Below are 24,003 nucleotides of genomic sequence, written 5' to 3' on the forward strand. Positions count from 1 at the left end.
ATCGGAGGTCCTGATGCGTTTGCGGTACGGCATGAATCCTCATCAAGCGGCGAGCCTCGACTCTGCGCCGTTCACGGTGGTCGCGGGTGAGCCGTCGTACATCAATGTTCTCGATGCGCTGACCGGATGGCAGTTGGTGCGGGAGGCTGCGGAGCGGTTCGGCGTACCGGCTGCGGCGTCGTACAAGCATGTGTCACCGGCGGGTGCCGCGCTCGGCGAGACGGTGGCGGCCGCGTACACCCGTGCGCGGGACGCTGATCCGAAGTCGTCGTACGGCGACTTCGTGGCGGTCTCGCATCCGGTGGATCTCGAGTTGGCCATGGTGCTGAAGCGGGTGGTGTCGGACGGGATCATCGCGCCCGGGTACGACGAGGGCGTGGTGGAAATCCTCGCCGCGAAGAAGCGCGGGACCTACCTGGTGCTGGAGGTCGACCCGGACTTCGAGCCGCCGGCCGAGGAGGTGCGTGAGCTCTACGGAGTGCGGCTGACGCAGGAACGTGATGCGCTGCCGGTGCCCCGCGGCCTTCCGGACGACGTGGTGCTGGGCATGATCGTCGCCCGCTACACCCAGTCGAACACGGTCGTGATGGTGAAGGACGGGATGACCATCGGCATCGGCGCCGGGCAGCAGTCGCGGGTGGACTGTACGAGGCTCGCCGGTGAGAAGGCCGCACTCTGGTGGGCCCGCCGTTCGGCCGATCCGCTCACCGGTGTCTCGATGGTCTCCGACGGTGCGCTGCCGTTCACCGACAACGTCGTGGAGGCCCAGCGGTACGGCGTTTCGCACATTGCCGAACCGGGCGGTTCGATCCGCTCGCCCGAGGTGGCGGCCGCCTGCGCGGCAGCCCGGATCACGTGGTCGGAAACCGGGATCCGCCTGTTCAGGCACTGAGCAGATAGTTACCTGAGGCAACGGCTCCGCGGACCTCGGCCGCCGTCTGCTCCGCATCGAGCCGACTGGTGTCGATCGCGTGCGGCTCGAGGGGGCCGAGGTCCGCGAACGCACCGTGCAGACCGGTGAGCGCGTCGGCGTCCGTCAGCTCGGGGTGGGGCCGGTCTTGCCCGCGCCGCAACGTCGTACCGAGGTCTGGACGCAGTACGACGTACGACATCGTCCACTCCCCCGCCTTCGCGGCCTCGCGGAACGGGGCGAGGAACCAGGGCCCGATGATGCCGTCGACGACCACGTCGTACCCACCGCGCGCGTACACGCTCACCGTCGCGACGATCGCCTCGACGACCACCTCGTTCTGGCGGTGCGCTCCTGGCAGGTACGGCGCGATGAAGCCGGTGCGGATGCCGCGGTAGAACTCATCGGTCGTCAGGTGCATCGTCGGCCGCGGCGCGCCGGTCGCGACCATCCGGGCCACGGTCGTCTTACCGGAGCCCGACGGGCCGGTCAGCAGGAGGACGTTGCTCATGCCGCCCGACGCTAACCAAGCCCGCCGCCGAACGGCAGTCTTTTGTTTTCGCCGGCGCCGGACGTCAGCCGCCGGCGACGCTCGGGAGGACGAGGAGCTCGTCGCCGTCGGTGAGCTTGGTCTCGAGCCCGGAGAGATCACGGATGTTGTCGTTGCCGAGGTAGATGTTCACGTGCCGGCGGACCGCGCCTTGCTCGTCGGTGAGGCGGCGGCGCAGCGCCGGGTGGTCGGCTTCGAGCGCCGCGAAGACCGAGGCGACGGTCGGCGAACCGTCCACCTCGACCTCCACGCGTTCGGCGCCGCCCGCGAACGGGCGCAGCACCGTGGGTAGGCAGACCGCGATCATCCGACCCCCTTATCCCAGCACCGCTGCTCGCACGGTGAGGACATCCGGAAGGTGGCGCGCGACCTCGGTCCAGCTGTCGCCGGCGTCGGCGCTCGCGTAGACGCAGCCGTCCCGCGTGCCGACGTACACACCGGCAGGGTCGGCGGTGTCGACGGTCATCGCGTCCCGCAGCACCGGGGCGTAGGACACGTCCGGCAACCCGGCGGCCAGCGGCTCCCAGGTCGAGCCGGCGTCGCGGGAGCGGTAGACCCGGCACTGCGCCTCGGTCGGGATCCGGTTCGCGTCCGCGACCAGCGGGAAGACGTACACGGTCTCGGGCTCGTGCGGGTGCACCACGATCGGGAACCCGAAGTCCGAGGGGAGGCCGTCGGCGATCGACTTCCAGACCGCGCCGCTGTCGTCCGACCGGTACACGCCGTGGTGGTTCTGGGCGAACATCCGCTCCGGGACGTCGGGGTGCGCGGCCAGCTTGTGGACACACTGACCGAACTCCGGATACGGGTCCGGGAAGAACTTCGCCTGGATGCCCTGGTTCCGCGGCGACCAGGTCTTCCCGCCGTCGGCGGTCTGGTACACCCCGCCGGTCGACATCGCGACACTCACGCGGTCGGCGTCGGTCGGATGCGGCAGCACGGTGTGCACCGCCTGGCCGCCGAATCCGGCGCCCCACTCCTTGCGGTGCGGGTGGTCCCACAGGCCGGTGACCAGCTCGAACGTCACGCCGCCGTCGGTCGACTTCCACAGCGCCGACGGCTGCGTCCCGGCGTACACGACGCCCGGTTGGCCGGCGGGTGCCGGCTGGATCTGCCAGACCCGCTCGAGGGAGGCGTCGGCGCCGGCCGGGAACCCGATCGAACCCTCCGGCGGCTCGGCCCAGGACGCGCCGAGGTCGTCGGAGTGGAAGACCGCCGGGCCCCAGTGCTCGCTGGTGCCGCCGACGAACAGCCGGGCCCCGTGGGCACCGCGGGCACTGTCGCCGCGGGTGTCGATGCCCACGGCGTACACGCCCTGCATCTCGAACTCCGGCACCGGTCCGTCGAGCTGCCACTCCTCGCGGGCAGCGTCACTCCGGCCGATCCAGAGACCTTTCTTGGTCCCGATCAGCAGTACGGCCTCGGACATCGTCGTCCTCCCCTTTCAACCTCTTAAGGCACTGTCAGCGTGGCGGACCCGCCACCACATTGATCAACGGTTCCCCGGACGCGTAGCGCTCGAGTTGCGCGCGCACCAGCCTGGCCACCCGCGGCGCGAACGCCGTCGAGGCGCCGCCGCGATGCGGATTGATCAGTACGTTCGGAGCAGACCACAGCGGATGTCCGGCGGGCAACGGCTCGGGATCCGTGACGTCCAGCGCGGCCCGGATCCGCCGTGTCCCGAGCTCGGCCAGCAACGCGTCGGTGTCCACGACGACACCGCGCGCGACGTTCACCAGCAGGGCGCCGTCCTTCATGCTCGCCAGGAACTTCGCGTCGACCATCCGCTCGGTCTCCGGCGTCGCCGGCGTCAGCAGTACGACGACGTCCGCGCGCGGCAACAGCTCCGGCAGCTCACTCGTAGGATGCACACCGTCGCGGGCCCGCCGGGCGACCCGGATCACGTCGCACTCGAACCCGGTCAGCCGGCGCTCGAGCGCCTCACCGATCGCGCCGTACCCGAGGATCAGCACCGTCCGGTCGGCGAGCGAGTCGTCGACCTCGTCGTACGAGTCCGGCCAGATCTGCTGCTCCTGGTCACGGACGGCCCGCGGAAGATTCCGGTACGACGCCAGGATCAGCCCGACCGCCAGCTCGGCCGTGGACGCGTCGTGCACCCCGCGCGCGTTGCACAAGGTGACGCCGTCGGCGATCCGCGACTGCGCGTGCTCGAACCCGGCCGTCTGCAGCTGCACGACCTTCAGTGCCGGCATCTCCCGGATGACGTCGAACACGTCGCCACCGCCCATGTAGCTGGGCACGTAGAACTCCACCTCGTCGAGCGACCGCGGCCGCTCGGCGCCGGAGTAGAAATCCACGTCGTACCCCTTGGGCACCCCGCCGAGGAACGCGTCCGGATCCTCCCACGGGAGCCATGCCTTCACCACGTCAGCCATGCACCAGAACCTACTCGGGGTCGTGGACACTTTGAACTCCCGCGCCTGAGGAGGCGGCGCCGTCGTACTCTGGTTTGGTGCCTTCGACATCGGACATGGCGGTGGGGGTCGCGCACGATCAGGCCGTCGGGCGGCTGCGGGAGTCGTACGAGCAGATCCCGCCGGGCGAGCCCGTCCGGCTGGCGAAGCGCAGCTCGAACCTCTTCCGGCCGCGTACGGAGATCCAGCGCCCCGGCCTGGACGTGTCGAAGCTGACCGGCGTGATCAGCGTGGACCCGGTCGCGCGGACGGCCGACGTGCAGGGCATGTGCACGTACGAGGACCTGGTCGCGGCGACCCTCCCGCTCGGGCTGACGCCGATGGTCGTGCCGCAGCTCAAGACGATCACGCTCGGCGGCGCGGTGACAGGGCTCGGCATCGAGTCGTCGTCGTTCCGCGCCGGCCTCCCGCACGAGTCCGTGCTCGAACTGGACATCCTCACCGGCGCCGGCTCGTTGGTCACGGCGCGTCCCGAGGGCGAGCACGCCGACCTGTTCCGGATGTTCCCGAACTCGTACGGAACGCTCGGGTACGCGACCCGGTTGCGCATCGAGCTCGACCGCATCTCGCCGTACGTCGCCCTCCGGCACGTCCGGCTCGGCCTCGACGCGCTGGCCCCGGCCGTCGACGAGATCGTTGCCACTGGCACGTACGACGGTGAGCCGGTGCACTTCGTCGACGGTGTCGCGTTCAGCCCCTCCGAGGCGTACCTGACCCTCGGCCGGAACAGCGACGCCGCGGTGCCGACCAGCGACTACACCGGTCAGCAGATCTACTACCGCTCGATCCAGCAGCGCCCGAAGGACTTCCTCACCGCGCACGACTACCTCTGGCGCTGGGACACCGACTGGTTCTGGTGTTCCGCGGCGTTCGGTGCACAGCATCCCGTCGTACGCCGGTTGTGGCCGAAGCGCTGGCGCCGCAGCGACGTGTTCCACAAGATCGTCGGCTTCGAGAACCGGCACCACGTCGCCGCCCGGCTGAACCGTCGCCGCGGCCAGCCGGACCGCGAACGCGTGGTGCAGGACGTGGAGATCCCGGTCGCCCGGCTGGCGGACTTCCTGCGCTGGTTCGACGGAGAAGTCGGCATGCGTCCGGTATGGCTCTGCCCGCTGCGGCTTCGTGGAGACACGTCCTGGCCGCTCTATCCGCTGCAGCCCGGCGAGACGTACGTGAACGTCGGCTTCTGGGGCACCGTCCCGATCGCCCCCGGTGCCGCCGACGGCGACGTCAATCGGCGGATCGAGCAGGCCGTCACCGACTTCGGCGGCCACAAGTCCCTGTACTCCGACGCCTACTACGACCGTGACACCTTCAACCAGCTCTACAACGTCGCGGCGCTGGACAAGGTGAAGAAACGCTATGACCCGGACGCCCGGCTCACCGGGCTCTACGAAAAGGCGGTGACGCGCCGATGACGACGCTTGCGACCCACGTATCGATCGCCGAAGCCCTCACGGCGGTGACTCCGGACGGGCTGCCGTTCAGGTTCACGGCGTACGACGGCAGCGCGACCGGACCCGAAGATTCACCTGTGCACATGCACCTCGCCTCCGAGCGGGGACTGTCGTACGTGCTGACCGCGCCTGGCGACCTCGGTCTGGTGCGGGCCTACGTGATGGGTGATCTGGAGATCACAGGTGTGCATCCGGGCAACCCGTACGACCTGATGCGGATGATGCTGAACCACGTCCACTTCCACCGTCCGAGCCCCAGCGAGGCGCTGCGCATCGTCCGCGGGCTCGGCTGGAGTCACCTGAAGCCGCCGCCCCCTCCGCCGCAGGAGCACCTGCCGAAATGGCGTCGTACCTTCGAGGGACTGCGGCACTCGAAAGCGCGGGACAAGGCGGCGATCCACCACCACTACGACGTGTCGAACCGGTTCTACGAGTTGATCCTCGGACCGTCGATGACCTACACGTGTGCGGTCTACCCGTCGGCCGATGCCACGCTCGAGGAGGCGCAGGCGGAGAAGTACGACCTGGTCGCGCGCAAACTCGACCTGCGACCGGGGCAGCGGCTCCTCGACGTCGGCTGCGGGTGGGGCGGCATGGTCCGGCACGCGGCCCGCGAGTACGGAGTCCAGGCGCTCGGCGTCACGCTGTCCGCGGCCCAGGCGGAGTGGGCGACCCAGGCGATCAAGCGGGACGGCCTGGAGGATCGCGCCGAGGTGCGGTTCCTCGACTACCGCGACGTCGCCGAGCGCGACTTCGACGCGATCAGCTCGATCGGCCTGACCGAACACATCGGCGTCCGCAACTACCCGTCGTACTTCGGTTTCCTGCTCGACCGGCTGAAGCCGGGCGGCCGGCTGCTCAACCACAGCATCACGCGGCCCGACAACCGGTTCCGCTCGACCGGCGCGTTCATCGACCGCTACATCTTCCCGGACGGCGAACTGATCGGGTCCGGCCGGATCATCGCCGAGGCCCAGGACGCCGGCTTCGAGGTCCGCCACGAGGAGAATCTCCGCGAGCACTATGCCCTCACCCTGGCCGGCTGGTCGGCCAACCTGCTCGCGAACTGGGACAAGGCCGTGGCCGAGGTCGGCTACCCGACCGCCAAGATCTGGGGCCTCTACCTGGCCGCCTGCCGCGTCGGCTTCGAACGCAACACCACCCAACTCCACCAGGTCCTCGCCGTAAAACTCGACGACGACGCCAACGCCCACTTCCCCCTCCGCCCCACCTGGGGAAGCTGAGCTCAGGTTGGACCTCGCAGTAGCTTGGGGGCAGGGCTAGCGGAGGAGACGGGCGTGCACGGTCGGGCTGCGGTAGTGGTTGCGGCGTTGGCGTTGGCGTTGGTGTCGGGGTGCTCGGACGACTCGCCGTCGGGCGCGGGTCCGGCGCCGGCGCCGGCCAGCTCGGGTACGGCGTCCGGGCCGCGTGGGGCTGCCGCGGTGAGCCTGACGGTGGCCTCGACCGTGGCGACGGGGATCGAGGTGCCGTGGGGGCTTGCGTTCCTGCCGGACAAGAGCGCGTTGGTGGCCGAGCGGGACTCGGGGAAGATCAAGCGGATCGCCGACGGGCAGGTGTCCGAGGTCGGGTCGGTCGACGGGGTGAAGAACTCGTCGGAGGGTGGGCTGCTCGGGCTGGCGGTGGATCCGGGATATCCGGGCAAACCGTACATCTACGCCTACTACTCGGGTGGGGACGACAACCGGATCGCGCGGATCACCTACCAGGACGGGAAGTTGTCGGACCAGCAGGTGATCCTGGACGGGATTCCGGCGGCGGCGATCCACAACGGCGGGCGGCTGCGGTTCGGGCCGGACGGGTTCCTGTACGCCGGGACCGGCGACGGGTCGGACCGGCCGAACTCGCAGGACGACGACTCGCTCGGCGGGAAGATCCTGCGGATCACCACCGAGGGCAAGGCCGCGCCGGGCAATCCCGACGGCCGGGTCTGGATCACGAAGGGCCACCGCAACGTCCAAGGCCTCGCGTTCGACGGGAACCAGTTGTACGCCGCCGAGTTCGGGCAGAACACCTGGGACGAACTCAACGCCATCACCCCCGGCTCGAACTACGGCTGGCCGGCCGCCGAAGGAATCAGCCAGCTGGACGGGATGACCGACCCGATCGCGCAGTGGCACACGGCCGATGCGTCGCCGTCCGGGATCGCGTTCGCCAAGGGATACGTCTTCATGGCGTCGCTACGCGGCCAGCGACTCTGGGCAATTCCTGTTGCCGGAGGCAAACGAGTTGGCGAGCCGCAGGCGTTCTTCACCAACAAGTACGGGCGTCTGCGCACGGTCGAACTCGCTCCGGACGGCTCGTTGTGGGTCACCACGTCGAACACCGACGGCCGCGGCGGCACCCGCGACGGGGACGACCGCATCCTCCGAGTGACCATCAGCACCTCCTGACCAGTCAACCGTTTGCGCTCTTCGGTCGTCTGGTACTTGTTGAGGAAAGAACCGCACGACTCGAGGAGGAGATCGGTATGCCGACCGGCCAGGCGTCTGGCGTCCCCAGCAGTGTGATCGCATCGGTGAGCAACTTCGGTGATGCTCAGCGGACAGTCGAGTACCTGCGAAGTTACGGGATGGACGCGGCGAGGCTGGAGGTTGTCGGCGCCGGACTCCGGCAGGCGAGGAGACAGCGGGCGGTGCCGGTCGCGCGGCTCACAGCGGTCAGCGCGTCGCAGGGCGCGCTGCTCGGCGTACTCGCGGCGATCTTCATCACCCTGGTCGCCGAGACCACGCTCAACGGCCTCGCCGTCGTGGTCTGGGGCTTTGTGTACGGCGTCCTGATCGGAGCGCTCTGGGGCCTGTTCCGGGGTCTCGTCCGCAACCGCCCGGACGCGTTCGACACAGAAGTGCTGCCGACTCGCTACGAGGTCCGCTGTCCGGCCGATGAGCTGTCGGTCGCCCGAACGTTGCTCGCGGATGCGGCCGACGTGGACGACGGCCGGGTCGAGCGTGGAGTGATCGCCGACGCGCCACAGTCCGAGGAAGCGCACAGAGACGCGGCGTGAGAACCGAGGTGCCGGACCTGGGTCCGGCACCTCGGCCGCATTCAGATACCCAGCTTCTCGTTCAGGAGTTGGCGGACCTTGGCGGCGTCGGCCTGGCCGCGCATGTCCTTCATCACGGCGCCGATCAGCGCACCGGCCGCGGCCGGCTTGCCGGAGTTGACCTTCTCGACCACGTCCGGGTTCGCCGCGATCGCGCGGTCGATCGCCTCGAGCAGCGCCGAGTCGTCCGACACCAGCGCCAGACCGCGCTTCTCGATGATCTCCGCCGGCGTACCCTCACCGGCGAGCAGACCCTCGAACACCTGCCGCGCGAGCTTGTCGTTCAGCGTGCCGTCGTCGACGAGCTTCTGCACCTCGGCGACCTCGGCCGGACCGACACCCAGCGCGTCCAGATCCTGACCGGACTCGTTCGCCGAGCGGGCCAGCTCACCCAGCCACCACTTCTTCGCGGCGGCCGGCGTGACGCCGAGTTCGATGGTCGCCACGATCGGCTCCAGCGCGTTGCCGTTGATGACGTCGCGCATCTCGAGGTCGGTGAAACCCCAGTCCTCCTGCAGCCGCACACGACGTAGCGAAGGTGCCTCGGGCAGGGTCGCGCGCAGCTCCTCGACCCACTCGCGCGACGGCGCGACCGGGACCAGGTCGGGCTCCGGGAAGTACCGGTAGTCGTCGGCGTCGGACTTCTCCCGGCCGGACGTGGTGATACCGGTGTCCTCGTGCCAGTGCCGGGTCTCCTGCAGGACCTTGCCGCCGGACGACAGGACGGCCGCCTGCCGGGTGATCTCGTACGTCACCGCACGCTCGACCGAACGGAACGAGTTCACGTTCTTGGTCTCGGTCCGCGTACCCAGAACAGTCGAGCCGTGCGGCTTCAGCGAGACGTTCGCGTCGCACCGCAGCGAGCCCTGGTCCATCCGGACGTCGGAGACGCCCAGCGCGAACAGCAGGTCACGCAGCATGCTCACGTACGCACGCGCTACCGCCGCGGCCTTCGCCGGCGGCACCTCGATCGTCTTGGTGACGATCTCGATCAGCGGAATACCGGCCCGGTTGTAGTCGACCAGCGAGTGCGAGGCGCCGTGGATCCGGCCGGTCGCGCCACCGACGTGGGTGGACTTGCCGGTGTCCTCCTCCATGTGCGCGCGCTCGATCTCGATCCGGTACGTCTCGCCGTCGACGACGACCTCGGTCCAGCCGTTGAACGCGATCGGCTCGTCGTACTGCGAGGTCTGGAAGTTCTTCGGCATGTCCGGGTAGAAGTAGTTCTTCCGGGCGAACCGGCACCACTCGGCGATCTCGCAGTTCAGCGCCAGGCCGATCTTGATCGCGGACTCGACGGCCTTCGCGTTCACCACCGGCAGCGCGCCCGGCAGACCGAGGCAGACCGGGCAGGTCTGGGTGTTCGGCGGCGCGCCGAACTCGGTCGGGCAGCCGCAGAACATCTTCGACTTCGTGTTCAGCTCGACGTGGACCTCGAGGCCCAGCACCGGGTCGTACTGCGTCAGCGCGTCGTTGATCTCAAGGACATCAGCAGTCATCGGGTCACCTCCAGCTCCGGAGCCTTGGTCATCAGTACGCCGCCCCACTGCTCGGCCAGCGCGGACTCCAGCGCGGCGCCGACCTTGTAGAGCAGGTCGTCGCGCATCACCGGCGCCATCACGTGGAAGCCGACCGGCAAGCCGTCCTCGTCGGCGAGGCCGCACGGGAACGACGCGGCCGCGTTACCGGCCAGGTTGGACGGGATCGTGCACAGGTCGTTCTTGTACATCGCGATCGGGTCGTCGATCCGGTCACCGATCGCGAACGCGGTCGTCGGAGTGGCCGGCGAGACCAGGACGTCGACCTGCTCGTAGGCCTTGGCGAAGTCGCGGGCGATCAGCGTCCGCACCTTCTGCGCCTGACCGTAGTACGCGTCGTAGTACCCGCTCGAGAGCGCGTGCGTGCCGAGGATGATGCGGCGCTTCACCTCGGCGCCGAAACCGGCCTCACGGGTCAGGCTCGTCACCGTCTCCGCGCTGTTGGTGCCGTCATCGCCGACGCGCAGCCCGTACCGCATCGCGTCGAACTTGGCCAGGTTGGACGAGGCCTCGCTCGGCAGGATCAGGTAGTAGGCCGGGAGCGCGTACTCGAAGTGCGGGCAGGAGACCTCGACCACCTCGGCGCCGAGCTTGGTGAGCAGCTCGACCGCCTCGTGGAAGCGGGCCTCGACCCCCGACTGGTACCCCTCACCGCCGAGCTCCTTCACGACACCGATCCGCAGACCGGCGACATCGCCGTTGCGGGCCGCCTCGACGACAGCCGGGACCGGCTGGTTGATCGAGGTCGAGTCCATCGGGTCGTAACCGGCGATCGCCTCGTGCAGCAGCGCCGCGTCCAGCGTCGTCCGCGCACACGGACCGGGCGTGTCCAGCGATGACGCCAGCGCGATCAGTCCGTACCGCGAGGTCCCGCCGTACGTCGGCTTCACACCGACCGTGCCGGTGAACGCGCCGGGCTGCCGGATCGAGCCGCCGGTGTCGGTGCCGATCGCCAGCGGCGCCTCGTACGCCGAGATCGCGGCCGACGAACCGCCGCCGGAACCGCCCGGGATCCGGGCCAGGTCCCACGGGTTGTGGGTGGTGCCGTACGCCGAGTTCTCGGTGGAGGAGCCCATCGCGAACTCGTCCATGTTGGTCTTGCCGAGGATCACGATCCCGGCCGCCTTCAGCCGCTTCACGACCGTCGAGTCGTACGGCGGCTTCCAGCCCTCGAGGATCTTCGAGCCGGCCGTGGTCGGCACGCCCTCCTGGGTGAGCACGTCCTTCAGCGCCAGCGGTACACCGGCCAGCGGGGACAGCTGCTCGCCACTCTTCTTGGCCGCCGTCCGCTTGTCGTCGACCGCCTTCGCCTGCGCCAGCGCGCCTTCGGTGTCGACATGCAGGAACGCGTGCACAGCACCGTCGACAGCGGCGATCCGGTCCAGGTGGGCCTGCGTGATCTCCACCGAGCTGGCCTGCCCGGACGTCATCAACTCCGCGAGCTCCGCCGCAGTTTTCCTGGTGAGGTCGCTCATCGTCAGTCCTCCTCCAGGATCCGCGGCACCCGGAAACGCTGCTCTTCCGCGGCGGGCGCGCCGGACAGCGCCTGCTCGGGGGTGAGGCACGGGACGTTCTCGTCCGGGCGCATCACGTTGGTCAGCGGCAGGGCGTGCGAGGTCGGCGGGATGTCGTCCGCCGCCACCTGGCTGACCTGCCCGACCAAGGTGATGATCTGGTCGAGCTGCGGCGCAAGGTGGTCGAGCTCGTCGTCGGAGAGCTCGATCCGCGCCAGTCGCGCCAGGTGGGCGACCTCTTCGCGGGTAATCGATGGCATGAACTGATCCAATGGTTCGCAGGACTTCCGCAGCGTGTTCCGCCGCGACCCGAGCCATCCTAGTGGGCCGCTGTGACAGGCACGTTGCGTCGCCCCCCGGGCTGGGGACGACGGTGGGATGAGATGGGTCGGCGTGTCTGTGCCTACCGCTCTGTAACATAGGCCGCGACAAGGCGTTACGCGCATGGTGATCGGCTGGGAGATGATCGTTCGGTGTTCCTGCTGCGCTTGATCATCCCCGACCGGCCCGGTTCGCTGGGCGTGGTGGCGACGGCCCTCGGTGAGGTGGACGCCGACATCCACGCGATCGAGATCGTCGAGCACCGGCGGGAGAACGGCACCGCCGTCGACGACATCGTGGTCGACCTGCCACCGGGCGTGCTCCCGGACCGCCTGGTCTCCGCCTGCAACGGCGTACCCGACGTCGAGGTCATCTGGTTCTCGCGGTACGGCGCCGGCGGCGGACTGCACATGGACCTCGAAGCGGTCGAGCAGATGACCTCGGCGCCCGCGGACGCGATCGACATCCTGGTCGAGCAGTCACCGGCCGTGCTGCACGCGGACTGGGCGGCGCTGCTCGACGGCACCGGCAGCGAGGTGAAGGTCGCGCTCGAGACCAGCGCGACGCCGGAGTTCGGTGACATGGCCGGCGCCTGGCTCCCGCTGGAGAAGGCGACGACGCTGCAAGCCCCGGACCACAAGGGTCTGTCGGAGTCCGTGCTGGTCGCCGCGCCCCTGGATTCGGACCGCCGGGTCCTCGTCATCGGCCGCCGCGGCGGCCCCGAGTTCCTCGGCTCCGAAGTGGCCCGCCTCTCCTACCTGGCCTCCCTCGCCGTAACCATCCGCGCCACCGCCTGATCCACCGCGAAAAGCGTCAAGAGCAGCCGCGTCAACGGCCACGCGACGCTACGACCGTCGCCGGATCGACCACAGCCGGGGATATCTCGTCGTGTGTGGGGTTCTCCCCTCGCATATCAGCAGAGAACCCTCCCTCCGAGGGGATAACCGTTCGAGTCGCGGGTTTTCGCCGGTGCCCGGAGGGTGAGCTGTCGCGTCGGCCCGCGTGAGCTCACGTGGTGGGAAACAAACCGTCGCGATATGCAATTTTGTTTCCCCGCTCTTGGGGTTCGGCCCGGAGGAGAGCGCGAGAACCCCCGCTCGCTGAATCGGTGCGAGCGGGGGTTTGCTGTGTCTCAGGTGAAGTGTGGCTCAGGTGAACTGGAAGTAGGCGAGGGCCCAGAGGCCCGCGATGATCAGCAGGACGACGATGCCGATCAGGCTGACGATCAGGATCGCCTGGCTGTTGCTGCCGTTCCGGTCCGGGAGGTCGAACTGGGTGGGACCCCAGGCCCCACCGCCGTCGACCCGCTGGACCGCCTCGGGCGGTGGCTGGGCCATCGTCCGGGACTCCCGCTTCTCCCGGGGGAACTTCAAACCGTCCTCCGTGCTGCTATCTACTGCTCCGTGCTGCTGGTCAGGCGTAGAACGACTCGTACTCGATCGAGACCTGCTGCGACGTGTAGCTGGCGGAGCTGTTCCCGCTGATCTCGACCTTCCAGCCGCCTACATAAGCAGAGTACGGCTTCCCGTCGTTGTGCGCCTCGACGTACGCCTTCACGGCTTCGACGTTGCCGCCCTTGAGGGCACCGAACGCGTCGCCGAGCGCGGCCGGCAGGGCCTTCTTGGCGTCCCCGGCCTCACCTGAGGCGCTGATCTCGATGTCCTTGATGCCCTTGCCGCTGCTGGCGTAGAAGAAGACCCGCTGGTAGCCGTACTTGCCGACGTCCTTCTTGCAGGAGGTCGTGCAGACGTAACCCTTGGCCTTCAGCGCCGTCACCAGCTGCGCCTGGGTGGTGTCGAAGGACTGGTCCGGCAGATCCAGCGAGTCCTCGCCGGACTTGTGACCGGACAGCCGGACGCTCTGGCCCTGGTTGCTCAGCTGGAACTCGCCCCAGGTGGTGCCGACCTCGTCGGAACGCTGACCGGTCTTCACCGCGTCCTGGACCTTCTTCACCTGGTCCGCGCCGAACGTGTCGTTGCCGAGCGCCTGCAGCAGCTGGTCGAAGGCGACCTGGGCGTTGTTGAAGTTGTCGTCGTCCTCGGCCTGCAGCCGCACCGCGATGATGGTGCCGTCGGACTGGAACTGGAAGATCGCCTCGGCGCCCTTGCGGCCGTCGGTCTTGAAGCAGCCGCGGTGCGCGCCCTGACCGGTGTTGAACAGGTCGCTGCAGCCGAAGCCGAGGCCCTGCAACTTGTCGGTCGCGGTCTTGGCCTGGCCGGTCGCGTTGCCGAGCTCGCCGTTCTGGCCCGGACCGCCGGAGGTGGAGGTCGTCGGGTTGCCGGTCGGCTCACCGGTCGGCTGCCCGGTCGGCTGCTCCGTCGTCGTCGGCTGGGTCGTCGGCTCGTCGTCACCGCCGAACGCGCGGATGCCGAGGAACACCAGCAGGCCGATCACAATGAGACCGATCACGCCGCCACCGATCACCAGCGGCAGCTTCTCCTTGCTGATGCCGCCCGGGCCCTTGGAACCCGGACCGCCCGGCTGCCACTGCTGGCCCGGACCGCCCTGCTGCTGGTGCCAGGCGCCTGGCTGCTGCGGGCGCTGACCCCACGACTGCTGCTGGTACGCGCCACCCTGCTGCGGCGGCTGACCCCAGCCACCCGCAGGCGGCTGTCCCTGCTGCGGCTGACCCGGGTGTCCAGGCTGACCCGGTTGTCCAGGCTGCTGTCCCCAGCCGCCCTGCTGCGGGGGCTGGTCCTGCCGCGGCGGCTGACCGTGCGGGGGCTGGCCTTGCGGCTGCTGCGGGGGCTGTCCCCAGCCGCCACCCTGGCCTTGGCCCGGGGGTTGCTGTCCCCAGCCACCCTGCTGTGGCGGCTGGCCGCCTTGTCCCCCGTGCTGCCCGCCTGGCTGGCCCCCCGGCTGCCCAGGACCCCATGGTCCCTGCGGCGGCGTCGTCATATGTGCTCCTTCTGACCCAGTGTCGACGTGCAAAGTTAACAGTCGGACGGCTCAGCGCTGCCGTTGGATCCATCCGGTTCGCGGACTGCCGAAATCGTTACGACTGGTCGGCCGCCGGCGTGGTCGCCACGGCTGCGGCCGCCTCGGCGCCGTCGTCGAGCAGCACCCGGAAACCGGCGGCGTCCAGGATCCGTACGCCGAGCTGGACGGCCTTGTCGTACTTCGATCCCGGCGAATCGCCGACGACCACGAACGACGTCTTCTTCGACACCGAGCTCGCGACCTTCCCGCCGCGCCCGACGATCGCCTCGGTCGCCTCGTCCCGGCTGAACCCCTCGACGGTCCCGGTCACCACGACCGACAGCCCGGTCAGCGTCTGCGGCAGGGTCGGGCCGCTGCGCTCCTCGCGCATGACCACGCCGGAGGCTTGCCACTTGTCCACGATCGCCTGGTGCCACGGCACCTGGAACCACTCGATCATCGCCTGCGCGATGGTCGGTCCGACGCCCTCGGTCTCGGCCAGCTGCTCCTCGCTGGCTGCCCGGACGTCGTCGATGGTCCGGAACACCTCGGTCAGCGCCACCGCCGCCGTCGGTCCGACGTGGCGGATCGACAGCCCGACCAAGACCCGGGACAGCGGCTTGGTCTTCGCTTCCTCGAGGTTCGCCAGCAGCTTGCGGGCGTTGGCCGACAGGGCGCCGGCCTTCGTGGTGAAGAACTCGCTCTCGGCCAGCTTCTCCTCGGTGAGCGCGAACAGGTCGCCCTCGTCGGCGATCAGCCCGCCGCGGATGAGTGCGTCGGCCGCCTTGAACCCGAGTCCTTCGATGTCGAACGCGGACCGCCCGGCCAGGTAGAACAGCCGCTCCCGCAGCTGGCCCTGGCAGTACTGCGAGTTCGGGCAGCGGATGTCAACGTCCGACTCCTTCGCCGGGGCCAGCACCGTGTCGCACCACGGGCACCGGGTCGGCATCTCCCACGCCGGCAGGCCCTTCGGACGCAGGTCCACCACCGGTCCGAGGACCTCGGGGATCACGTCACCCGCTTTCCGCAGTACGACGGTGTCACCCGGGCGGACGTCCTTGCGGGCGACCTCCTTGGCGTTGTGGAGGGTCGCGTACTCGACCGTGGAACCGGCCACGCGGACGGGCTCCATGTGCGCGAACGGGGTGACCCGGCCGGTGCGGCCGACGTTCACCTCGATCTCGATCAGCTTGGTGTTGACCTCTTCCGGCGGGTACTTGTACGCGATCGCCCAGCGCGGGGCGCTCGAGGTCGACCCGAGCGCACGCTGCAGATCGACCTCGTCGACCTTTACCACGACACCGTCGATCTCGTGGTCCACCGAGTGCCGGTTCTCGCCGTAGTACGCGATGAACTCGTTGACCTCGTCGAGCGTGCCGACCCGGCGGGCGCGGTCGCTGACGGGCAGGCCCCACGCCTTCAGCTGGTCGTACGCCTCCGAGAGCCGTCCGACGTGGTAGCCGTCGACCTTGCCGAGGCCGTGTACGACGAACCGCAGCGGCCGGCCGGCCGAGACTCGCGGGTCCTTCTGACGCAGCGATCCGGCCGCGCTGTTCCGCGGGTTGGAGAACACGTCCTTGCCGGCCTCGACGAGCTGGGCGTTGAGCTCCTCGAAGTCCTCGACCCGGAAGTAGACCTCGCCGCGGACCTCCAGGAACGTCGGGAGGTCGTCGCCGCGCAGCTGCTCCGGGATGCTCTTGATCGTCCGGACGTTCGGCGTGACGTCCTCACCGGTGCGGCCGTCCCCGCGGGTCGCGCCGCTGACCAGCTTGCCGTTCTCGTACACCAGGTCGAGGGCGAGGCCGTCCACCTTGAGCTCGCAGAGGAAGCCGCTGTCGTGGATCTGCTGGACCGTGACCTCGCGCTCCAGCCGCTTCGCCCAGGCCTCCATCTGCTCGGCGGAGAACGCGTTGCCGAGGCTCTCCATCCGCGTCGGGTGCTGGACCGGCGTGAACAGCGTGGAGATCGGCGCGCCGACCTTCTGGGTGGGCGAGTCCGGCGTCCGGAGCTCCGGGTACTGCTCCTCGAGACCCTCTAGCTCGTGCATCAGCGCGTCGAAGTCCGCGTCCGAGATGATCGGGCTGGCCAGGTAGTACCGCGCCCGGTGGTCCTCGATCTCCTGGCTCAGCTCAGCGTGCCGCGTCCTGACCTCAGCGGGCGCCGCCCCGTTCTCCTCCGTGCTCATGAGGTGAATTTACAGGGGGTTACCGACATTTCCGCTCAAGCGTCGGCAGCTTCGCCGACGACGTCGACGATGTCGCGGAGGAGCTTCAACCGCGCTCCGGCATCGGCCGGTGACGGAGCGGCCGCAAGCCCGCAGGCGGGCGTGATGACGACCTTCTTCAGCAGTTCAGGGTCGAGGCCGAGTTCGCGCCAGCGGCGGACGAGCGGGTCCGCTGCCTGCTCGGCGGACGGCAGCGCCCCGGTGGTGGGTACGACGCCCGCGTAGATCGTGGTGCCCGCCTCGGCGGCGATCGCGATCTGGTCCCAGGCCGCGGTGTTCAGCAGGGCCGTGTCGACGGCCACCCCGCTGGCTCCCGACTTGGTGAAGACCTCGATCGGAGGCCGGGCGGCGCAGCAGTGGACGACGGTGGGTGCACTCGTGGTGAACAGGCTGAGGAGCTCAACAGCACCAGGCCCGTCGACAGACCTGTGCTTGCTCCAGCCGGACGCAGTCGGCACAGCTCCCGCGAGTACGGCGGGCAGGCCGGGCTCATCCACCTGCAGCACGACCTCTGCCCCTGGAACCCGCTTCCGTACGTCGGCCACGTGTTGCTGCACACCATCCGCCAGAGCCTGCGCCAGGTCCCGCCGCGCACCGTGGTCCGCCAGCATCTTGTCCCCACGCGGCCGCTCCACCGCAGCAGCCAATGTCCACGGCCCTGTGACCTGTACCTTCAGCAGCCCCTGGTACCCGTCCGCGTACTCCTCCAGCACGTCCAGGTCCTCGTGCAGCACCGCACGCGCCCGCCGCTGGTCCAGGCTCGCCCGTGAGTCCCCACCACCGGTCAGCCGCCACCCGACCGGCTGCAGGTCCGCAGCCAACCCCGTCAGTACGGCGACGGTCCGGCTGATCATGTCGCCGTACGGACGCGCTGGGAGCTCCGGCAGGAACGGGAGGTCGACCAGCTCGAGTACGGCGCGCATCCACTCGCGGATGTCGTCGCCGGGGAGCGAGCCCAGGCCAGTGGTTGTCATACCGCAGCAGTGACTCGCTCGACGGTGTCGATGGTCGCGGAGCCGATCACCCGCGTGCCGTCGTACAGCACGACCGCCTGCCCAGGTGCAACGGCAGAGGTCGGCTCGGCGAACTCGACCTGAACCTGGTCACCGTCCAGCCAAGCGGTAACTGCCACCTCGTCACCATGGGCGCGGAGCTGTGCCTTGACGGTCATGCGATCGGCCGGAGCTGGGCCGCACCACCGGGGCTTGGAGGCGGTCAGGCGCTCGACAGCCAGCTCCTCGCGGGATCCGACGGTCACGGTGCGGTCGACCGGGCTGATGTCGAGGACGAAGCGCGGTTTGCCGTCCGCGGCCGGCGTACCGATCCGCAGGCCCTTGCGCTGGCCGATGGTGAAGCCGTGCGTGCCCTGGTGCTCGCCGAGCTTGTTGCCGTGTGCATCGATGATGTCGCCGGGCGCCTCGCCGAGCTGTGCGCTGAGGAAGCCCGGGGTGTTGCCATCGGCGATGAAGCAGATGTCGTGGCTGTCCGGCTTGGCCGCGACCGACAGGCCACGCCGCTCGGCCTCCTCGCGCACCTCGGTCTTGACCGTGTCGCCGAGTGGGAAGAACGCGTGCGCGAGCTGCTGCTGCGTCAGCACGCCGAGCACGTAGGACTGGTCCTTGGCCGGATCCACGGCTCGGTGCAGCTCACGCCCATCAGCCGTGTCCACGATCCGCGCGTAGTGGCCCGTCGCGACCGCGTCGAAGCCGAGTGCGAGGGCCCGCTCCAGTACGGCGCTGAACTTGACCTTCTCGTTGCACCGCAGGCACGGGTTCGGCGTACGGCCGGCGGCGTACTCGCTGACGAAGTCCTCGACCACGTCGGCGTGGAAGCGCTCGGCCAGGTCCCAGACGTAGAACGGGATGCCGATCACGTCCGCGGCCCGGCGGGCGTCGCGCGAGTCCTCGATCGTGCAACAGCCCCGTGCGCCGCTGCGATACGACTGCGGGTTGCGGCTGAGCGCCAGGTGCACGCCGGTCACGTCGTGCCCGGCCTCGGCCATCCGCGCGGCCGCGACCGCGGAGTCCACTCCGCCGGACATGGCTGCGAGTACCCGCATCAGGTGTTCCTTCCCACGTTCTGCAGACCGGCGGACTTGGCCCGCTCCACGACCGGTCCGATGTTCTCCAGTACGGCGTCGATGTCGGCGCGCGTACTCGTGTGCCCGAGGGTGAACCGGAGCGAGCCGCGGGCCCGCTGGTCGTCGTACCCCATCGCCAGCAGCACGTGACTCGGCTCGGCGACCCCGGCGTTGCACGCGGACCCGGTCGAGACCTCGATCCCGCGGGCGTCGAGCAGCAGCAACAACGAGTCACCCTCACAGTCGCTGAAGGACAAGTGTGCGTTACCGGGCAAGCGGTCCGTCGGGTCCCCCGACAGCAGCGCTCCCTCGACGGTGCCGGTGATGCCGCGGATCAGGGTGTCCCGTAGCTCGGTCAGCCGACTGGCCTCGTCCGCCTGGTGCTTCACCGCGTGCTCAGCGGCCACGGCGAACCCGGCCGTCGCAGGCGCGTCGAGAGTGCCGGACCGTACGTCGCGTTCCTGTCCTCCGCCGTGCAGGATCGGCGTCAGTTGCGTCTCCTTGTGGACGACGAGCGCCCCGATCCCGTAAGGACCACCGAGCTTGTGCGCGGACACCGTCATCGCGTCCACACCCAGCTCACCGAAGTCCACCGACACCTGCCCGATCGCCTGTACGGCATCGGTGTGCACGGGTACGCCGTACTCCTGAGCGATCGCCGCGACGTCGGCAACCGGCTGCAGCGTGCCGACCTCGTTGTTCGCCATCATCAGCGTGATGAACGACACGGACTCCGGGTCGCGCTCGACGGCCCGCCGTACGTCCTCCGGACGCACACGACCCAGCTCGTCGACGGGGAGCCACTCGATCTCGGCATGCTCGTGCTGGCCGAGCCACACGGCCGGGTCGAGCACCGCGTGGTGCTCGATGCCGCTCAGCAGGATCCGGCGCCGGCGTGGATCGGCCGCCAGGCGGGACCACCACAGGCCCTTCAGCGCGAGGTTGTCCGCCTCGGTGCCGCCCGACGTGAACACGACCTCGCTCGGCTGCGCTCCGAGCGCCGCGGCGATCGACTCGCGAGCTTCCTCGACTGTACGCCGCGCGCACCGGCCGGAGCCGTGCAGTGACGACGCGTTACCGGTCCGGGAGAGGTGATAGGTCATCGCCTCGATCGCGGCCGGGAGCATCGGGGTCGTCGCCGCGTGGTCCAGGTACACCGTGCGACGGTCGGAAGCAGTCATATCGGTTTCAAGGGTATGTCCGGTCCGGATGTTCCCGCTCCCCGGGAGTCAGCGCGCGAGACCGATCGTGTACTGCTCCTCGAACCGGGCCCCGATCCGGCGGAACATTCCGGCTGCCTCCAGGAGTGCGTCACGGTCCCCCGTCAGGCAGGCCTGGGCCCTTCGGAGGACCGCCTCCGCCCAAGCGTTCTCGCTCACCGCCCGCTCCAGGTACTGCGCCGCATGGGCGTGCCCCGACACCACGGCAAGCTCCGCCCCGGCCGCGTGAGCATACGGAATCCACCACGGCTCCGGAAAGGACGCGAACGCCCGCTCCACCACCTCGCCCATCCCGATCGGCGCGGTGTCGTGGCGGTGGAGGGTGAGGCGGGCTTCTACGAACGCGGCGGGGGCCGCGAGGCCCGGGTCGTCGGTTGCGTCGGTCACGCGGGCGATCTCCAGGGCGCGGGCCTGCCAGACCGCCTCCTGTCCACTGCCGAGCAGTCCGTGGGCGAGCGCTGCCATCGCGGCGGCCGAGGCCATCCAGACCCGCGGCGGGCATCCCGCCGCCCGCCAGCCGTTCCACATCACGTCGGCGGCGTGTACGGCGTCCTCGAACCGCCCGGCGAGCGCGTAGGCCCGCACCTTGCGCGGGGCGGTGATGTACGGATGACCATGCACCGGGTCGTCGATCAGCTGCGCGAGCCGGACGGCCTCCACGATGTCGCCGACCGCGATCGCCGTGGTCGAGGCGACGTGGAACGCGTCGACGATCTCGGCCGCGGCCCGCGGATCGTGTGCGGGAAGGGTTGCAGCCAGCGACATCCGCTCCTTGGACGCCGCGTCGGCCTCGCGCATGCGCCCGGCAGCGGCGACCGCAGTGCTGTACGCGTCGAGCGCACTCATCAGATCCAACGGCTGGTTCGCCCGCCGAGCAGCGGCCACGGCATCCTCCGCCGACGCGACCCCGAACCGATCCGCCCAAGCCCACGCCACCCGAACCAGCACGCTGGCTCCCGGGTCGCCCGGTTTGCCTGGGAGGAGGCTCGCGCCGCGGTCGTCGGGCAGGTCGGCCGGGCGGGTCATCTCGTAGCGGTTCAGGATCGTGACCGCGTACCCAGAAGCGTCAGGGATCCCGTCCGCGGCCGATCGCATCATCAACTGGTAGGCGTGTGCACCGTCCGCAACGACCAACGCAGCATCGGCAGCATCACGCAGGTCGTCGTACCGCTCGGCCGCGTCTGCAGCGTTCGCAGCAGCAACCAGGTAGTGCTCGCGCGCCTCCAGGAAGCGCCGCCTGGCAAACGTCAGATGAGCAAGCTTGCGAGCGACAGACCGTACGCCGCCACTCGCCACGCGCAGGTCCGGAGCAAGCAGGTCGAACTCCTGCTGCCACTCCTCCCCCGCCTCCAGCCGCTGCTCCAGCTTGGTGGCCAACTGGTCAGCCCACCCCACATGGAGCGCAGCAACCTCGTCGTACTCGTCCTTGAGCTCTTCGAGCGCGAAGACCCGCACGGTCTCCAGCATCCGCCAGCGACTGGTCCCCGCGTGTTGACTGCGGTGCAGGAGGCTCTTGTCGGTCAGCCGGCCGAGGAGGTCGCTCAACTCGCCCCTGGTACGGCCCGGCGCCACACCAGCGACCGCAGCAAGGTCGAACCCACCAACGAACACGCCCAGCCGCCGGAACAACCGACGCTCGTCCTCACCAAGCAGGTCGTAGCTCCAGCCGATCACCTGCGCCAGCGAGTTGTGCCGCTCATTAGGACCACGGCCTCCGGACAGGAGCCGCAGCCGATCGTCCAACGCCGCCAGAAGACCGTCCGGCCCCAGCGACCCGGCGCGAGCCGCCGCCAACTCAATAGCCAGCGGTACGCCGTCCAGCTCGGCACACACCTTCTGCGCAAGCTCACTGTCATCCGCCAGCTCAGGCGCGACCAGAGCGGCCCTGTCGCGGAACAGCTGCTCTGCCTCAGCTCCTAGCGTCAGCGGGCCCAGCTGCACCGGCCGCTCCCCCGCCACACCAAGACGCTCGCGGCTCGTCACTAGCACTGCCGTCTCAGTCGCCTCAGTGAGGATGCGGGCGACCAGACCGGCCACCTCGTCCAGCAGGTGCTCGCAGTTGTCCAGCACAAGCAGAGTGCGGCCGCGCTTGAGTCGTTCGAGTACGGCGTCCGCAAGCGTCTGTGGTGGTTGCTCGGTGGCCTGGAGCGCTTCGGCGACCGCAGCGACCACAAAACCAGGACGTACCGGGACGAGATCGACAACTGCACCGCCGTACGGGTAGTTGTCGGCGATGTCGGCTGCGACGCGCAGCGCGAGGCGGGTCTTGCCCACGCCACCAGGTCCCAGCAGGCTGACGAGGCGGTTGCTGCCGAGTGCTCTGGTCAGCTCTGCGCGGTCCTGCTCGCGGCCGACGAACGTCGTACCCGGTCCGGCCGGCGTACTGAAGCCCGGCGGTTGTGAGTCGGCCACGTCCGCGAGTGCGGCGAGCTCGTGCCGGTCCGCGACGCCGTACTTGCGCAGCAGCGACGAGATGTGGCTCTCGACGGTCCGGATGCTGATGTGCAGCCGCCGGGCGATCTGGGCGTTCGAGCGGTCGCCCGCGAGCGCCGCGAGTACCTCGGCCTCCCGTGCCGACACGTCCTTCGGACCAGCCATTGGCCCATCATGCGGGATCCGTGGTCCTTCCGTGGCCGGTACGGACGACTTTCCGTGGCGCCCGCGCCGACTGTGGAGGCACAACCTCGGAACCAGGAGAAGACCATGGGACGCGTACTGCTGGACATCACGATGTCGCTCGACGGATTCGTCACCGGACCGGGAGCGGACCTCACGCACGGTCTCGGGATCGGCGGTGATCCGCTCCACGACTGGATCGCCGGCGAGGCGGACGCCGACCGCGAGGCGTTCGATCGCACCAGCACGGGCATCGGCGCCGTACTGATGGGACGGCGGACGTTCGACCTCATCGACGGGCCGCAGGGGTGGAGCGCCGACGGGTTCGGCGGCGAGCGGCCGGCGATCTACGTGGTGACGTCGAATCCGCCGAGCCGGGTCCGGCTGGACGGCTGGTTCGAGTTCGTGCCGGACGGGATCGGTGCCGCGCTCAAGCTCGCACAGGCCGCCGCGGGTGCGCGGGACGTGATGATCATGGGTGGCGGGCACCTGTGCCGGCAGTACCTGTACGCCGGGCTGGTGGACGAGCTGCGGGTCCACGTCGCGCCGATCGTGCTCGGCGACGGCACCCCGCTGTTCGAGCGGACCACACTGACACCGATCCGGCTGGTGCCACGAGGCACTACGAGCACAGCGAACGCGACCCATCTGACGTACGACGTACCTCATCAGGAGCAGTGATGACACAAGAGATCCTCGACCGGCGGGCTGCGGCGGTCATCGAAGCGAACAAGTACATGGCGCTCGGGACGGTCGGAGGGGACGGGCTGCCGTGGGTGACGCCGGTGTACTTCACGCCGGACGGGCACGACACGTTCTACTGGGCGTCGTCGCCGAACTCGCTGCACTCGCGCAACCTGGCCGAGCGGCCGGACGTGAGCATCGCGATCTTCGACTCGACCGTTCCGATCGGCGGAGCGTCGGCGGTGTACTTCCGCGCGCAGGCCGCTCTCGTCCCGGACGACGAGCTCGAAGCGAGCGCGACGCTCTTCTCGTCGCGCTACACCGAACTGCGCGCGTACACCGCCGACCAACTGCGCGACGACCTCCGCCTGTACCGTGCCCGCGCCACCGAGCACTGGATCCTGGTCACCGGCGGCGACCCGGAGTTCGGCACCGGACGCGACTCGCGGCGACCCGTGTGGCCCTGATGACCCG

The 24,003-nt window shown here is 69.5% G+C and carries 22 protein-coding genes; 8 read left to right on the forward strand and 14 right to left on the reverse strand.

Annotation, left to right across the window (positions count from 1 at the left end; translation table 11 throughout):
* Positions 1 to 13: 13 nt before the first annotated feature.
* On the forward strand, positions 14 to 892 hold the full coding sequence (locus tag EV137_RS37900; RefSeq protein WP_134132969.1) for a 5-aminoimidazole-4-carboxamide ribonucleotide transformylase: 879 nt from the start codon (positions 14 to 16) through the stop codon (positions 890 to 892).
* Here EV137_RS37900 and EV137_RS37905 read toward each other — a convergent pair.
* From EV137_RS37905 to EV137_RS37920, 4 genes are all read right to left on the reverse strand, one after another.
* Positions 882 to 1,421: an AAA family ATPase gene (locus EV137_RS37905; RefSeq protein ID WP_134132971.1), complete on the reverse strand. Its 540-nt coding sequence runs from the start codon at positions 1,419 to 1,421 to the stop codon at positions 882 to 884. The two genes, EV137_RS37900 and EV137_RS37905, sit on opposite strands and share 11 nt — an antisense overlap.
* A 64-nt stretch (positions 1,422 to 1,485) precedes the next feature.
* Positions 1,486 to 1,767 carry a ubiquitin-like small modifier protein 1 gene (locus EV137_RS37910; protein ID WP_134132972.1) on the reverse strand — a complete coding sequence of 94 codons (282 nt, stop codon included), beginning with the start codon at positions 1,765 to 1,767 and terminating at the stop codon, positions 1,486 to 1,488.
* 9 nt (positions 1,768 to 1,776) lie between these two features.
* The gene (locus EV137_RS37915; RefSeq protein WP_134132973.1) at positions 1,777 to 2,889 is read right to left on the reverse strand and encodes a WD40/YVTN/BNR-like repeat-containing protein; all 1,113 of its coding nucleotides are present in this window, start codon (positions 2,887 to 2,889) and stop codon (positions 1,777 to 1,779) included.
* Between the two features lie 34 nt (positions 2,890 to 2,923).
* The gene (locus EV137_RS37920; RefSeq protein WP_134132974.1) at positions 2,924 to 3,856 is read right to left on the reverse strand and encodes a 2-hydroxyacid dehydrogenase; all 933 of its coding nucleotides are present in this window, start codon (positions 3,854 to 3,856) and stop codon (positions 2,924 to 2,926) included.
* 77 nt (positions 3,857 to 3,933) lie between these two features.
* Here EV137_RS37920 and EV137_RS37925 point away from each other — a divergent pair, with 77 nt between their 5' ends.
* The 4 genes from EV137_RS37925 to EV137_RS37940 all read left to right on the forward strand — a co-directional run bounded on the left by EV137_RS37925 (position 3,934) and on the right by EV137_RS37940 (position 8,374).
* Positions 3,934 to 5,313, forward strand: coding sequence for an FAD-binding oxidoreductase (locus tag EV137_RS37925; protein ID WP_238175838.1), 1,380 nt, complete (start codon positions 3,934 to 3,936; stop codon positions 5,311 to 5,313).
* Positions 5,310 to 6,596 carry an SAM-dependent methyltransferase gene (locus EV137_RS37930; RefSeq protein ID WP_134132976.1) on the forward strand — a complete coding sequence of 429 codons (1,287 nt, stop codon included), beginning with the start codon at positions 5,310 to 5,312 and terminating at the stop codon, positions 6,594 to 6,596. The genes EV137_RS37925 and EV137_RS37930 overlap by 4 nt, the downstream gene beginning before the upstream one ends.
* 54 nt (positions 6,597 to 6,650) lie before the next feature.
* The gene (locus EV137_RS37935; RefSeq protein WP_134132977.1) at positions 6,651 to 7,763 is read left to right on the forward strand and encodes a PQQ-dependent sugar dehydrogenase; all 1,113 of its coding nucleotides are present in this window, start codon (positions 6,651 to 6,653) and stop codon (positions 7,761 to 7,763) included.
* A 77-nt stretch (positions 7,764 to 7,840) separates the two neighbouring features.
* Complete coding sequence (locus EV137_RS37940) at positions 7,841 to 8,374, forward strand: general stress protein (RefSeq protein WP_134132978.1); 534 nt, start codon at positions 7,841 to 7,843, stop codon at positions 8,372 to 8,374.
* Between the two features lie 41 nt (positions 8,375 to 8,415).
* Here the strand turns inward: EV137_RS37940 and gatB are convergent, their stop codons facing one another.
* The 3 genes from gatB to gatC are packed head-to-tail and all read right to left on the reverse strand — an operon-like array spanning position 8,416 to position 11,725.
* Positions 8,416 to 9,912: an Asp-tRNA(Asn)/Glu-tRNA(Gln) amidotransferase subunit GatB gene (gene gatB, locus EV137_RS37945; RefSeq protein ID WP_134132979.1), complete on the reverse strand. Its 1,497-nt coding sequence runs from the start codon at positions 9,910 to 9,912 to the stop codon at positions 8,416 to 8,418.
* Complete coding sequence (gatA, locus tag EV137_RS37950; RefSeq protein WP_134132981.1) at positions 9,909 to 11,426, reverse strand: Asp-tRNA(Asn)/Glu-tRNA(Gln) amidotransferase subunit GatA; 1,518 nt, start codon at positions 11,424 to 11,426, stop codon at positions 9,909 to 9,911. The genes gatB and gatA overlap by 4 nt, the downstream gene beginning before the upstream one ends.
* A gap of 2 nt (positions 11,427 to 11,428) precedes the next feature.
* The gene (gene gatC, locus EV137_RS37955) at positions 11,429 to 11,725 is read right to left on the reverse strand and encodes an Asp-tRNA(Asn)/Glu-tRNA(Gln) amidotransferase subunit GatC (protein ID WP_134011031.1); all 297 of its coding nucleotides are present in this window, start codon (positions 11,723 to 11,725) and stop codon (positions 11,429 to 11,431) included.
* 213 nt (positions 11,726 to 11,938) lie between these two features.
* Between gatC and EV137_RS37960 the strand changes: the two genes are divergently transcribed.
* Positions 11,939 to 12,583 carry an amino acid-binding protein gene (locus tag EV137_RS37960; RefSeq protein ID WP_134011029.1) on the forward strand — a complete coding sequence of 215 codons (645 nt, stop codon included), beginning with the start codon at positions 11,939 to 11,941 and terminating at the stop codon, positions 12,581 to 12,583.
* A gap of 351 nt (positions 12,584 to 12,934) precedes the next feature.
* Here the strand turns inward: EV137_RS37960 and EV137_RS37965 are convergent, their stop codons facing one another.
* The 7 genes from EV137_RS37965 to EV137_RS37995 all read right to left on the reverse strand — a co-directional run bounded on the left by EV137_RS37965 (position 12,935) and on the right by EV137_RS37995 (position 22,827).
* Complete coding sequence (locus EV137_RS37965) at positions 12,935 to 13,159, reverse strand: hypothetical protein (RefSeq protein ID WP_134011027.1); 225 nt, start codon at positions 13,157 to 13,159, stop codon at positions 12,935 to 12,937.
* A 40-nt stretch (positions 13,160 to 13,199) separates the two neighbouring features.
* Positions 13,200 to 14,684 carry a hypothetical protein gene (locus tag EV137_RS37970; RefSeq protein ID WP_134132982.1) on the reverse strand — a complete coding sequence of 495 codons (1,485 nt, stop codon included), beginning with the start codon at positions 14,682 to 14,684 and terminating at the stop codon, positions 13,200 to 13,202.
* A 97-nt stretch (positions 14,685 to 14,781) separates the two neighbouring features.
* The gene (gene ligA / locus EV137_RS37975; protein ID WP_134132983.1) at positions 14,782 to 16,890 is read right to left on the reverse strand and encodes an NAD-dependent DNA ligase LigA; all 2,109 of its coding nucleotides are present in this window, start codon (positions 16,888 to 16,890) and stop codon (positions 14,782 to 14,784) included.
* A 35-nt stretch (positions 16,891 to 16,925) separates the two neighbouring features.
* Positions 16,926 to 17,903, reverse strand: coding sequence for a uroporphyrinogen decarboxylase/cobalamine-independent methonine synthase family protein (locus EV137_RS37980; RefSeq protein WP_134132985.1), 978 nt, complete (start codon positions 17,901 to 17,903; stop codon positions 16,926 to 16,928).
* The gene (gene mnmA, locus EV137_RS37985; RefSeq protein WP_134132986.1) at positions 17,900 to 18,988 is read right to left on the reverse strand and encodes a tRNA 2-thiouridine(34) synthase MnmA; all 1,089 of its coding nucleotides are present in this window, start codon (positions 18,986 to 18,988) and stop codon (positions 17,900 to 17,902) included. Before mnmA ends, EV137_RS37980 begins: the two co-directional genes overlap by 4 nt.
* Positions 18,988 to 20,190 carry a cysteine desulfurase family protein gene (locus tag EV137_RS37990; RefSeq protein WP_134132987.1) on the reverse strand — a complete coding sequence of 401 codons (1,203 nt, stop codon included), beginning with the start codon at positions 20,188 to 20,190 and terminating at the stop codon, positions 18,988 to 18,990. The genes mnmA and EV137_RS37990 overlap by 1 nt, the downstream gene beginning before the upstream one ends.
* A 48-nt stretch (positions 20,191 to 20,238) precedes the next feature.
* Positions 20,239 to 22,827 carry an ATP-binding protein gene (locus EV137_RS37995; RefSeq protein WP_134132989.1) on the reverse strand — a complete coding sequence of 863 codons (2,589 nt, stop codon included), beginning with the start codon at positions 22,825 to 22,827 and terminating at the stop codon, positions 20,239 to 20,241.
* A gap of 105 nt (positions 22,828 to 22,932) precedes the next feature.
* Here EV137_RS37995 and EV137_RS38000 point away from each other — a divergent pair, with 105 nt between their 5' ends.
* The gene (locus EV137_RS38000) at positions 22,933 to 23,526 is read left to right on the forward strand and encodes a dihydrofolate reductase family protein (RefSeq protein ID WP_134132990.1); all 594 of its coding nucleotides are present in this window, start codon (positions 22,933 to 22,935) and stop codon (positions 23,524 to 23,526) included.
* A complete protein-coding gene (locus tag EV137_RS38005) occupies positions 23,526 to 23,996 on the forward strand; it encodes a pyridoxamine 5'-phosphate oxidase family protein (protein WP_134132991.1) in 471 nt (156 codons plus the stop codon). The genes EV137_RS38000 and EV137_RS38005 overlap by 1 nt, the downstream gene beginning before the upstream one ends.
* Positions 23,997 to 24,003 lie beyond the last annotated feature (7 nt).

It is taken from the genome of Kribbella pratensis (assembly GCF_004366075.1).
Taxonomy (GTDB): Bacteria; Actinomycetota; Actinomycetes; order Propionibacteriales; family Kribbellaceae; genus Kribbella; species Kribbella pratensis.

Excerpts from the sequence above, each read along its gene's own strand:
- EV137_RS37910 (WP_134132972.1), bottom strand. The coding sequence starts at position 1,767 with ATGATCGCGGTCTGCCTACCCACGGTGCTGCGCCCGTTCGCGGGCGGC.
- EV137_RS37930 (WP_134132976.1), top strand. The coding sequence starts at position 5,310 with ATGACGACGCTTGCGACCCACGTATCGATCGCCGAAGCCCTCACGGCG.
- gatA (WP_134132981.1), bottom strand. The coding sequence starts at position 11,426 with ATGAGCGACCTCACCAGGAAAACTGCGGCGGAGCTCGCGGAGTTGATG.
- EV137_RS37920 (WP_134132974.1), bottom strand. The coding sequence starts at position 3,856 with ATGGCTGACGTGGTGAAGGCATGGCTCCCGTGGGAGGATCCGGACGCG.
- mnmA (WP_134132986.1), bottom strand. The coding sequence starts at position 18,988 with ATGCGGGTACTCGCAGCCATGTCCGGCGGAGTGGACTCCGCGGTCGCG.
- EV137_RS37995 (WP_134132989.1), bottom strand. The coding sequence starts at position 22,827 with ATGGCTGGTCCGAAGGACGTGTCGGCACGGGAGGCCGAGGTACTCGCG.
- EV137_RS37940 (WP_134132978.1), top strand. The coding sequence starts at position 7,841 with ATGCCGACCGGCCAGGCGTCTGGCGTCCCCAGCAGTGTGATCGCATCG.
- EV137_RS37915 (WP_134132973.1), bottom strand. The coding sequence starts at position 2,889 with ATGTCCGAGGCCGTACTGCTGATCGGGACCAAGAAAGGTCTCTGGATC.
- EV137_RS38005 (WP_134132991.1), top strand. The coding sequence starts at position 23,526 with ATGACACAAGAGATCCTCGACCGGCGGGCTGCGGCGGTCATCGAAGCG.
- EV137_RS37980 (WP_134132985.1), bottom strand. The coding sequence starts at position 17,903 with ATGACAACCACTGGCCTGGGCTCGCTCCCCGGCGACGACATCCGCGAG.
- gatB (WP_134132979.1), bottom strand. The coding sequence starts at position 9,912 with ATGACTGCTGATGTCCTTGAGATCAACGACGCGCTGACGCAGTACGAC.
- ligA (WP_134132983.1), bottom strand. The coding sequence starts at position 16,890 with ATGAGCACGGAGGAGAACGGGGCGGCGCCCGCTGAGGTCAGGACGCGG.
- EV137_RS37900 (WP_134132969.1), top strand. The coding sequence starts at position 14 with ATGCGTTTGCGGTACGGCATGAATCCTCATCAAGCGGCGAGCCTCGAC.
- EV137_RS37905 (WP_134132971.1), bottom strand. The coding sequence starts at position 1,421 with ATGAGCAACGTCCTCCTGCTGACCGGCCCGTCGGGCTCCGGTAAGACG.
- gatC (WP_134011031.1), bottom strand. The coding sequence starts at position 11,725 with ATGCCATCGATTACCCGCGAAGAGGTCGCCCACCTGGCGCGACTGGCG.
- EV137_RS37970 (WP_134132982.1), bottom strand. The coding sequence starts at position 14,684 with ATGACGACGCCGCCGCAGGGACCATGGGGTCCTGGGCAGCCGGGGGGC.
- EV137_RS37990 (WP_134132987.1), bottom strand. The coding sequence starts at position 20,190 with ATGACTGCTTCCGACCGTCGCACGGTGTACCTGGACCACGCGGCGACG.
- EV137_RS38000 (WP_134132990.1), top strand. The coding sequence starts at position 22,933 with ATGGGACGCGTACTGCTGGACATCACGATGTCGCTCGACGGATTCGTC.